Annotated in this window: 1 protein-coding gene; it reads left to right on the forward strand. The window is 42.5% G+C overall.

Going from position 1 to position 633, the window contains the following annotated elements:
• The coding region (locus ACM2FC_RS23580; protein WP_498483466.1) for an IS982 family transposase at nt 1-627 on the forward strand (627 nt) is incomplete at its 5' end.
• Nucleotides 628-633 lie beyond the last annotated feature (6 nt).

A 633-nucleotide genomic window follows, 5' to 3' on the forward strand; every position in this document is an offset into this window, starting at 1 on the left:
AAATTAATGCAAACGATACTCGTACCCCTTTGCTCTTATCTCACACACCGACAAGCCAAACCCACAGGGATTGCCTTTGTGGATTCAACCAAACTCCAAGTGTGTCATAACTTGCGAATTCCTCGTCACCAAGTTTTTGATGGTGTGGCAAAAAGAGGTCGAGGAACTATGGGGTGGTTTTATGGCTTTAAACTTCACCTTATCATCAATGACCAAGGCGGCATTATCTCCGTCAAAGTAACGGCTGCCAATGTCGATGATAGACAGCCAGTCCCTGATATGGTCGATAAACTCTGGGGGAGTTTATACGGCGATAAAGGTTATATTTCTGGTCCACTAGAAGAAGAGTTATCCGCCAAAGGCGTCACACTCATTACGGGTGTGAGAAAAAATATGAAACCCAAGATAATGACGTTGTGGGACAGATTGATATTAAGGAAGCGTTTCATCATTGAAACCGTTTTTGACCAGCTAAAGAATATCTCTCAAATTGAGCATTCTCGGCATAGAAGTTGTGTCAGCTTTATGGTGAATTTATTGGCAGGCCTCATAGCCTACACTTTTCAACCTAAAAAGCCGAGTATCAACATTACTCGGCTTGAGAAGGAAACTCTTATGCAGATCTGAGGTTAA

Source organism: Vibrio sp. A37 (genome assembly GCF_059777565.1).